This is a genomic window from Falsiroseomonas sp. E2-1-a4 (assembly GCF_051433165.1).
Taxonomy (GTDB): Bacteria; Pseudomonadota; Alphaproteobacteria; order Acetobacterales; family Acetobacteraceae; genus Falsiroseomonas.
Genome location: NZ_JBHMFS010000044.1, coordinates 1 through 9,394 on the forward strand (window position 1 = coordinate 1; position 9,394 = coordinate 9,394).

The 9,394-nt window shown below is 69.6% G+C and carries 10 protein-coding genes; 6 read left to right on the top strand and 4 right to left on the bottom strand.

The genetic code is table 11. The features are described 5' to 3' along the window. Together ACFHNC_RS24190 and ACFHNC_RS24195 are read right to left on the bottom strand one after the other, a co-directional pair. On the bottom strand, positions 1 to 271 hold a 271-nt coding region (locus ACFHNC_RS24190; protein WP_437171802.1), incomplete at its 3' end, for a hypothetical protein. Positions 272 to 770: 499 nt separating this feature from the next. Further along, positions 771 to 1,742 carry an ATP-grasp domain-containing protein gene (locus tag ACFHNC_RS24195; protein WP_437171803.1) on the bottom strand — a complete coding sequence of 324 codons (972 nt, stop codon included), beginning with the start codon at positions 1,740 to 1,742 and terminating at the stop codon, positions 771 to 773. 265 nt (positions 1,743 to 2,007) lie between these two features. Here ACFHNC_RS24195 and dapF point away from each other — a divergent pair, with 265 nt between their 5' ends. From dapF to ACFHNC_RS24225, 6 genes are all read left to right on the top strand, one after another. Then, positions 2,008 to 2,835: a diaminopimelate epimerase gene (gene dapF, locus ACFHNC_RS24200; protein ID WP_437171804.1), complete on the top strand. Its 828-nt coding sequence runs from the start codon at positions 2,008 to 2,010 to the stop codon at positions 2,833 to 2,835. Continuing rightward, positions 2,832 to 4,088 (top strand): tRNA (N(6)-L-threonylcarbamoyladenosine(37)-C(2))-methylthiotransferase MtaB, encoded by a 1,257-nt coding sequence (gene mtaB / locus ACFHNC_RS24205; RefSeq protein ID WP_437171805.1) that lies wholly within the window; start codon positions 2,832 to 2,834, stop codon positions 4,086 to 4,088. The genes dapF and mtaB overlap by 4 nt, the downstream gene beginning before the upstream one ends. Positions 4,089 to 4,219: 131 nt before the next feature. After that, positions 4,220 to 5,362 (top strand): signal recognition particle-docking protein FtsY, encoded by a 1,143-nt coding sequence (ftsY, locus tag ACFHNC_RS24210; protein ID WP_437171810.1) that lies wholly within the window; start codon positions 4,220 to 4,222, stop codon positions 5,360 to 5,362. A gap of 174 nt (positions 5,363 to 5,536) precedes the next feature. After that, positions 5,537 to 6,313 (top strand): hypothetical protein, encoded by a 777-nt coding sequence (locus ACFHNC_RS24215; protein WP_437171806.1) that lies wholly within the window; start codon positions 5,537 to 5,539, stop codon positions 6,311 to 6,313. Positions 6,314 to 6,325: 12 nt separating this feature from the next. Further along, positions 6,326 to 7,360 carry a transporter substrate-binding domain-containing protein gene (locus ACFHNC_RS24220; protein ID WP_437171807.1) on the top strand — a complete coding sequence of 345 codons (1,035 nt, stop codon included), beginning with the start codon at positions 6,326 to 6,328 and terminating at the stop codon, positions 7,358 to 7,360. An 11-nt stretch (positions 7,361 to 7,371) separates the two neighbouring features. After that, positions 7,372 to 8,385 (top strand): transporter substrate-binding domain-containing protein, encoded by a 1,014-nt coding sequence (locus ACFHNC_RS24225; protein WP_437171808.1) that lies wholly within the window; start codon positions 7,372 to 7,374, stop codon positions 8,383 to 8,385. A gap of 9 nt (positions 8,386 to 8,394) precedes the next feature. Here ACFHNC_RS24225 and ACFHNC_RS24230 read toward each other — a convergent pair whose 3' ends face one another. Next, a complete protein-coding gene (locus ACFHNC_RS24230; protein WP_437171809.1) occupies positions 8,395 to 8,760 on the bottom strand; it encodes a hypothetical protein in 366 nt (121 codons plus the stop codon). Further along, complete coding sequence (locus ACFHNC_RS24235) at positions 8,757 to 9,338, bottom strand: NUDIX domain-containing protein (RefSeq protein WP_437171811.1); 582 nt, start codon at positions 9,336 to 9,338, stop codon at positions 8,757 to 8,759. The genes ACFHNC_RS24230 and ACFHNC_RS24235 overlap by 4 nt, the downstream gene beginning before the upstream one ends. Positions 9,339 to 9,394: the final 56 nt, after the last annotated feature.

A 9,394-nucleotide genomic window follows, 5' to 3' on the forward strand; every position in this document is an offset into this window, starting at 1 on the left:
GGTTGGGAACACTGACCTCAACCGGCAAATTCTGCACTGAGGCCGGAGTCAGTAGAATGAATGCGACCTTGGCCTCGCGGACCTGCTGGCCGATCCAGCGAAACAAGTCTTCACCAGGCTTAATACCGCCCTCCAGTTCCTTGTTGGTCGAATAGCGAACGGTGACTGCATCGCCAAACAGCGCCTGCACCGCATTGCGGATCGCATGCGCAATTCCGTGGTCGCTATGTGTGTGGCTAATGAACACGCTTCGCGTAGGGCTGTCGGGCATCGTTGGGCTCTCGGAGGCCATGTCGCATACTGACCTACTCCAACGTCGCCGAGAACTGTGTTCGGCTTGGCCCAGGTATTTGGAGACGGATTCCGGCGCAACTAGAGATTGGTTGGGGCTAGTGGTTGCCGGACTGCTGCGGGGGCTCGGGAACGACACCGGCAATCGGGAACTTGAAGCCCCGTCTGGGGCCTGCCGGCACACCCCGCCGCCTTAGCGGCGCAGGCAGCCCACGACCTGTAACGCTATGTTCGCCGAAGTTCGCACAAAACCGCCTACAGCCACTGAAAAAAGGCACCCTATCCGGCCCCCAGGAACAAACGTTCCGGGTAGGCGGCCCCATCGAGTAGGTCATAAATGCATGATTCGGTTGGGAAAAATTGGAGCGGGCGAAGGGATTCGAACCCTCGACCCCAACCTTGGCAAGGGTGAGAACCCTATCGAATGCGAGTTCGGTGAAGGGTCACCACGCTCCCTGCAAACCACCAGCGCCGACCTTTCAGGCTGCCGCCGCCAGTGCCTCACGTCGCAGCAGGGCGGTCAGGTGGGCGGCGATGGCGCCCATGCCGGTTTGGTTGCCGGTACGGCCGGCGCGGGTTTCGGCGTCAGCGTTGTAGTTGGTGTTGGTGTTGACGTCGTAGGCGAAGGTGTTGCCGTGCGGGTCGGTGATGAATTCGATGGCGCCGACGCCGATCTGGTTGGCCAGCAGGAAGGCTTCCATGCGGTGGATCAGCGGGTGCTGGAAGCCGTCCTGGATGCTGAATTTGTGGGTCGGGGCCACGGCGGGGCAGGCGGCACCCTCGCCGATGTTGCAGGCATCCGCCGGGCACAGCTCGAAGCCTTCGGAGGTGTCCACCTTCACGGCATACAGGAAGCGCCCGCCGACGAATTCGGCGCGGGTGATGAAGGGTTCGGCGGCCTCGATGTAGCGCTGCACCAGCCAGATGCCGTCGCGCGGATGCGCCTCGGAGTCGGAGGTCACATCGAGCAGGGCCAGTGCCTCCCGCAGCCCGGCCTCGCTGCGGACCAGGCGAACGCCGAGGCCCTTGCCGGCGCGGTTGTGCTTCAGGATCAGCGGATAGCCGAGCTTCGCCGCGGCTTCGGGGATGTTTTCCCGCCCCACCACCGCCAGCGTCGAAGGCACCGGGATGCCGTGGATGGCCAGCGCCTGGTACTGCGCGACCTTGGAGAGTTCGAGTTGCAGGGCGCGGCGGCCATTCACCAGCGGGCGATTGTGCCGCTCCAGCACCTCGATCACGGCGCCGGCGTATTCGGGGGCATAGACATGCCCGCGGGTGTGGGAGGAGGCACTCATCCGGTTGTAGAACACGCCGGAGGGCGGCGGCCGGTTCAGGTCCAGTACGCCGCGATCGAGGAACCATTCCTCGAAGGGCGTGCCGAGGCTTTCGAAGGCGGTGCGCAGCGGCGCCACCCAGGCGTCGTTCTCGTGGATCACATGGACCTTGGTCATGGCAGCGGCCCCTCTCGGCAGGCTGATTTGCCGCTGAGAGAAGAGGATTCTTTCACAAGAAGGCAATAGCGTCGGGTAAGAAAGATTTTTTCTCTATTTGGCGGTGCTTTTTGGCGAAATTCGCGCCCTGCTCCGCTGCGTCGCCGAGCACGGCCTGCTCCATCTCCGGGTCATCCGGCGCAGGGCTGACTGGGACGAGTCCACGGAGGATGTGACGCCGAGGCTGCGGGTTACACCGGGCTGGCGCGCGTTCTATATCCGAGGCGTGACCATTCCCTTCCGCAAGATGCACGGCCTGGGCAACGACTTTGTCGTGCTGGACGCCCGTGCCCACGCCCTGCCCATCACCCCCGCCGGCGCGGCGGCCATCGCCGACCGGCATTTTGGCATCGGCTGCGACCAATTCATCGTCATGGAGCCCTGCACGGACGGTGCCGATGTCTTCATGCGCATCCGCAACCCCGATGGCTCCGAGGCCGGCGCCTGCGGCAATGCCACGCGCTGCATCGCCTCCCTCGTGGCGGATGAGGCAGGGCTGGACCGCGTGGTGGTGCGGACCATCGCCGGCGACTTGCCGGTGGAACGCCTGCCCGGCGGGCTTTGGCGCGCGGATATGGGGCTGGCTAGGCTCGGCTGGAAGGATGTGCCGCTGGCGCGGGATGTGGATACGCTGCACCTGCCGCTGACCCGTGGCGAGGTCGCGGACCCGGCCGCGTGCTCCATGGGCAACCCGCACGCCACCTTCTTCGTGGCGGATCTGGACCAAGTGCCGGTGGCCGCGATTGGGCCGGGGTTGGAGACGGACCCGATCTTCCCGGACCGCGCCAATATCGGCTTCGCCCAGATTCTCTCGTCAAAGCATCTGCGGCTGGTGATCTGGGAACGCGGCGCCGGCATCACGCTCGCCTGCGGCTCCGGCGCCTGCGCCGCCATGGTCAACGCGCATCGCCGCGGGCTGACGGGGCGCCGCGCCACCATCACCATGCCGGGCGGCGATTTGGAGATGGAATGGCGCATGGACGGCCATGTGCTGATGACCGGCCCGGTCGCCACGGCCTTCACCGGCACGCTGCCCGCCTCGGCCCTGGCATGAGCGTGCGGACGCTGAATTTCGGCTGCCGCCTGAATGCCTATGAGACCGAGGCGATGCGCGGCCTTGCCGATGCCGCCGGCCACGATTCCACGACCCTGATCGTCAACACCTGCGCCGTGACCGGCGAGGCGGAGGCGCAGGCGCGCCAGGCGATCCGCCGCGCGGCGCGCGAGACCCCGAACGCCCGCATCATCGTCACCGGCTGCGCCGCGCAGATTGCCCCCGATGCCTGGGCCGCGCTGCCGGGCGTGGCGCGGGTGGTGGGCAATGCGGACAAGCTGCGACCGGAGGCCTGGGCACCGGATGCGTCCGGCCCGGTCTCCGACATCATGCAGGCCGAGGCCGCACCGCCCCCCTTTTCAACCCCGGGGCCGGTGACGGAATTCGCCGGCCGGGCCCGCGCGCTGGTGCAGGTGCAGCAGGGGTGCGACCATCGCTGCACCTTCTGCGTCATCCCCTATGGCCGCGGCCCCTCCCGCTCCGTCCCGCTCGGCGTGGTGGTGGACCAGGTGCGGGCGCTGGTGGCGCAGGGGTACCGGGAGGTGGTGCTGACCGGCGTCGATATCGCGAGCTACGGCCCAGACCTGCCCGGCCAGCCGCACCTCGGCCAGATGGTGCGGCGGCTGCTGGCGCTGGTGCCGGACCTGCCGCGGCTGCGGCTATCTTCGCTCGATCCGGCAGGCATGGATGACGACCTCTGGCGGCTGCTGGCGGAGGAGCCGCGCTTCATGCCGCATCTGCATTTATCCCTGCAGCACGGCGCGGACCTGATCCTGAAGCGCATGAAGCGCCGCCATTCCCGGGCGCAGGCCCTGGCGCTCGCCACCCGCGCCCGCGCGCTGCGGCCCGACATCGCGCTCGGCGCCGACCTGATCGCCGGCTTCCCGACGGAGGATGAGGCGCATTTCGCCGAGATGCTGGATTTGGTGGCGGAGGCTGGGCTGAGCTTCCTGCACGTCTTCCCCTTCTCCGCCCGCCCCGGCACCCCGGCCGCGCGGATGCCGCAACTGCCGGTGGCTTTGCGCCGCGAACGCGCGGCACGGCTGCGCCAGGCAGGTGCCGTGGCGCGCCAGGCGCTGTTCGCCAGCCGGCTCGGCCGGGTGGAATCGGTGCTGCTCGAACAGGGTGGCCGCGGCCATACGGAACAATTCGCCCCGGTCCGGGTGGCTGGCCACGCGCCGGCTCCCGGCAGCCTGCGCCCGATGCGGGTGCTGGCCGCCGACGACCAGGGCCTGATCGCGGAGGCGGCCTGACCATGGCACTCAAGGGATTCTGGGACCGCCTGCGCGGCCGCGAGCCAACCCCGGAGCCGGCACCCGTCACCCCGCCGCCCGCCCAGCCGCCGACACCCGCCGTTCCAGGGCCGGGGACGCCGCCGGCGCAGATGCTGCCCCCGGTCGCGCCGCTACCGCCGGTGCCGGCCGTGCCGCCCCCGTTCACCGCCCCGCCCGTCCCGCAGCCGGTATCCGCGCCGCCGCCAGCCCCGCCGACAGCCCCCCCGGCAGCCCCGCCCCCCGCCGACGACCTGGGCGCGCTGCATGAGGCGCTGGCCAGCAGCGAGCCGTTGCCGGAAGCCGCGGTGCCGGAAGCCGCGGAGCCGGCAGCCGGCGGCGGCTGGTTCTCCCGCCTCAAGACCGGCCTGTCCCGCTCCACGGCCCGGCTGACCGATGCGCTGACCACCGTCTTCCGCAAGCGCCGTCTGGATGACGCGGCGCTGGAGGAGCTGGAGGATACGCTGATCGCCGCCGACCTCGGCGTCGCCGCCGCGCGCCGCATCGTCGAGGGGTTCCGCAAGACCCGCTTCGGCAAGGAAGTCTCGGATGAGGAGGTAAAGGCGGCACTGGCCGAAGCGATCGCGGAAATCCTGGCCCCGGTCGCCAAGCCCCTGGAGATCGGGCGGGAGCGGGCGCCGCATGTGGTGCTGGTGGTCGGCGTGAACGGCACTGGCAAGACCACCACCATCGCCAAGCTCGGCCAGCAATATCGCGCCCAGGGCCTCAAGGTGATGTTCGCCGCCGGCGACACCTTTCGCGCCGCCGCGGTCGAGCAACTGCAGATCTGGGGCGATCGCACCGGCTGCCCGGTGGTGGCACCGGCCAAGATGGGCGCCGATGCCGCGGGGCTGGCACATGACGCGCTGGCCCGGGCGCGGGCGGAGGGGATGGACCTTCTGCTGATCGACACCGCCGGCCGCCTGCACAACAAATCCGCCCTGATGGAGGAACTGGCCAAGATCATCCGCGTGATCCGAAAGCTGGACCTCTCCGCGCCCCATTCCGTGCTGCTGACGCTGGATGCCACCACCGGCCAGAACGCGCTGCAACAGGTACGGACCTTCAAGGATATGGTCGCCGTCTCCGGCCTTGCCGTGACCAAGCTGGATGGCAGCGCCAAGGGCGGCGTGGTGGTGGCCCTGGCGCAGGAAATCGGGCTGCCGGTGCATTTCGTGGGCGTCGGCGAAAAGGCGGCCGATCTGCGGCCCTTCACCGCGACGGACTACGCGCGAGGGTTGGTAGGGTTGGGCTGAAGGCGTCCACCTTGGGTTGCGGCAAGGCTTTTAAGATGCGCCGGGCGATCACAGGGAGGTAGTCTTATCAACTATTTGTTATTTAATTAACTCTTTGGGTAATCTCCGGCTGCGCCTAGTTATGGCGACGTGCACGTAATAATTTCGTGGGCGTGACGCAGGAGACGACGCAATATGCGCCGAACGTGGTTCGCTTTCGCCTTCCTCCTCCTTCTGCCGACCGTCGTGCAGGCCCAGTCGGGCAACCCGCTGCATGACCAGCTCACGGACCTGACCGAACAGGCCCGGCAGGCGGACGTCTTCCGCATTTTCTCGGGCGGCGGCCTGGGATGCCAGGCGGTGACCGCAAGCTACTTCGCCGGTTTCGACCGGGGCCGCGCCGCCTATTGGGATTTCCGCTGCAGCGACGGCGCGCAGTACCGCATGTCGCTGCCGCCTCAGCGCTTTGCCCGGCTCAGCGTGGCCGTCTGCGGCGCGCTCGGCGGTGGCGTCGCCTCCGGCCCGTGCTTCCAGCCGGTAGGACGGGCGCCGGCGGCCTCGGGCGGGACGGGCATGGGGGTGCAGTTGGCCGGCGGGCAGCAGGCCGCGCCGGCCAATAGCCGCTTCGGCGCCGTCTATACCACGGATGCGCCCATGGCCGCCTTCGGCTTCGGCAATGGGTCCGCCGACCGGCTGGCCGTGAACACCGCCGCGGTGCGCGCCTGCCAGGCCCAGGCCGGGCCTGTTCCCTGCAAATTCCAGGGTGAGATCGTCAATCGCTGCGGCGCCCTGGTGCAGGGGGTCACACGGCACCCGAATGCGGTGGTGATGACCAGCGACCTCAGCACCATGGTGCTGGCCCGCAACTTTCCCGGCCTCGGCGCCACGGTGCAGGCGGCGGAGGCGGAGGCGATGGAAGCCTGCCGCGCCCTTCCGGGCGTCACCTGCCGCGTTGCGGCCTCCGGCTGCTAGGCGGACATGATCATGCGAAACATCTTCTCCGCCGCTCTTCTCACCGTCTGCCTGGTGGCGCCTGCCATCCGGGCGCAGCCGGCGGGTGACGCGCTCGCCGGCATCCGCGCCCGGGGCGAACTGGTCTGCGGCGTGAACGGTGCGCTGCCCGGGTTTTCCGCGCCGGATGCGCAGGGCGCCATGCGTGGCTTCGATGCGGATTTCTGCCGCGCCGTCGCCGCCGCCGCACTGGGCGAGGCCGGCCGCGTGCGCTTCGTGCCGATCGAGACGCCGGAGGCCGGCATGGCGGCGCTCGGCGCGCGGCAGATCGACCTGCTGGCCCGCAACACCACCTTCACCTACTCGCGGGAGGGGATGCAGCCGGTGGCCTTCGCCGGCCTCACCTTCTTCGATGGCCAGGGCCTTCTGGTCGGCCGCGATTCGGGCATCGCCAGCCTGCGCCACCTGGACGGCAAGCGGATCTGCGTCACCGGCATCGCCGGCACCGCGGGGCGGGAGGTGGTGGAGAGCGAGGCGGCGCGGCTGGGGATTGCCGTCACGGTCATCGAAGCCGGCGGTGGCCCGGCGCTGCTCCAGGCGCTGCGTGCGGGGCGCTGCGAGGCGGCTTCGACCGACGCCTCCCAGCTCGCCATTCGCCGCGTCACGGAACTCCCGAACCCGGATGATTTCGTCCTGCTGCCTGAAATGCTGAGCCGCGAGCCGCTCGGCCTGCTCGTGCGGGAGGGGGAGGAACCGCTGCGCCAGGTGGTATTCTGGGTGGTGCAGGCGATGCTGGAGGCCGATGAGTTCGGTGTCAGCAGCACCAACCTGATCGAGATGGTGCAGTCGAACGACCCGGTGCTGCGCCGGCTGATCGGGGTGGATGAGGGGCTGGGCCGCAATATCGGCCTGGATGGCGATTGGTCGCAGCGCGTGCTGGCCCAGGTCGGGTCCTATGCCGAGGTGTTCGACCGCAATCTAGGCGCCGGCAGCCGCTTCGGCCTGGACCGTGGCGCCAATGACAATTGGCAGCGCGGGGGGCTGATGTTCCCCCTGCCGCTGCGCTGAGGAGCAAGCCGATGCGACAGACGCTGATCCTCGGCCTGATTGCCGCCCTCACGGCCCTGCCGGCCACCGCGCAAACCACGCTCGAACAGGTGCGCGCGCGGGGGGAGGTGCTGTGCGCCACCAATGCCGGCCTGCCCGGCTTCGCCCAGGCCGATGCCCAGGGCATCATCCGCGGCCTGGATGCGGATACCTGCCGCGCCATCGCCGCCGCGGCGCTGGGCGATGCGACCAAGGTGCGCTTCATCGGCCTGACCACGCCGCAGGCCCTCGCGGCGCTGCGTGAGGGCCGCGTGGATGTCGCCAGCCGCAACCTCACCCAGACCATGGGCCGGGATACCGATCTCGGCCTGGCGCCGGCCGGGATCAATTTCAACGATGGCCAGGGTTTCCTGGTGCCGGTCGCCTCCGGCATCACCGATCCGAAGGCGCTGGACGGCAAGCGCATCTGCGTCGTTGCCGGCACTTCGAACGCACAGGCGCAATCCGATCTGGTGCGTCGCCTCGGCATCCGTACCACGCCGGTGGAGGCCCCCGCCTTCGCCGGGCTGCGGGATGACTACGTTGCCGGGCGCTGCGATGCGGTCAGCGCGGATATGTCCAGCCTGATCGTGCTGCGCCAGACCGGCACCGCGGACCCCGCGGCGCATCGCCTGCTGCCGGACATCATCAGCCGGGAGCCGCTTGGCCCCCTGGTGCGCGATGGCGACCCGCATTGGCGCAGCCTGGTGTTCTGGGTGGTGAATGTGATGCTGGAGGGCGAGGCGCGGAATATCGGCACGACCAACGCCGCCGCACGCCGCACCGACCCATCCCCGCTGGTGCGCCGCATCCTGGGCGCGGAGCCAGGGCTGGGTGCGCCGCTCGGCCTGGCCGATGACTGGGCGTTCCAGGTGCTGAGCCAGGTCGGCCATTACGGCGAGGTGTTCGAGCGCAATCTGGGCCAGGGTTCGGCACTGAAGCTGGATCGTCGGCTGAACGCGCTGTGGAATCGCGGTGGGCTGATGTACCCGATCCCGATGCGCTGAGGCCCGGCGCTACTCGATCGGGATTCGCAACCGCGCCCCGGGGGCGAGGTCCTTCAGCAGCACGTCCTGGCGGTCCGAAAGATGCTCGCGGCCGAAGGTGAAGCCGCGGCGCTGTTCACGCTCGTCGATGATCATCGGCTCCAGCCGCGGCCCGACCGGGTCGCCGAAGATGTCGGGCGGGGGCTGGATGTTCCGGTTGGGCATCGGCGCCAGTTCGCCCAGGACCACCGGCGGGCGGATCATGCCGGGCAGGGGCGGGGCCGGGGGCGGCGGGTGCGGCAGGGGCAGTGCCTGCGCCGCGCCGCGCCGCTGCGCCAGCGCCGACGCGGGCGCCAGCAACGCAAGGCCGGCGCAGAGTGCGAAACGGCGCTTCACAACGCGACTTCCGTCAGCGGCGTGGTGCCCCGCCGATCATCCGGCGGGTTGCCCCGCCGATCATCCGGCGGGTTGCCCCGCGGGGCGCCCAGCGGCCCATCCCCGACCTCCCGCCACGCCCGCAACACCCAGTGCACCGAGGGGAAGGCGAGGTCGTCCCAGGGGATTTCGTCCCAGGCGAACAGCCGCACCTCCAGGCTCTCCGGCCCCGCGGCGAAGCCGGGGCTAGCGAGGGCGGCGCGGAAGATGATTTGCACCTGGCCGATCCGGGCGATGGAATAGACCGCCAGCACGCCATCCAGCCGCAGATCCGCGCAGGCTTCCTCCAGCGCCTCCCGCCGGGCGCCTTCCTCCACCGTCTCGCCGAGTTCCATGTAGCCGGCGGGGATGGTCCAAAAGCCGCGGCGCGGTTCGATGGCGCGGCGGCAGAGCATCACCTTGCCCCCGACGCCCACGACGGAGCCGACGACGATCTTCGGATTTTCATAGGCGATGTAGCCGCAATCGCCGCAGGTCAGCCGCTCACGGTCTTCCCCTGGGGGCGTTCTGCGGGTGAAACGGGTCGTATCATGCGCCATGCGACAAGGGTGGCGCTGGTCGGGCCAATTCGCAAGCCGTGGCGGATCACGCCCTG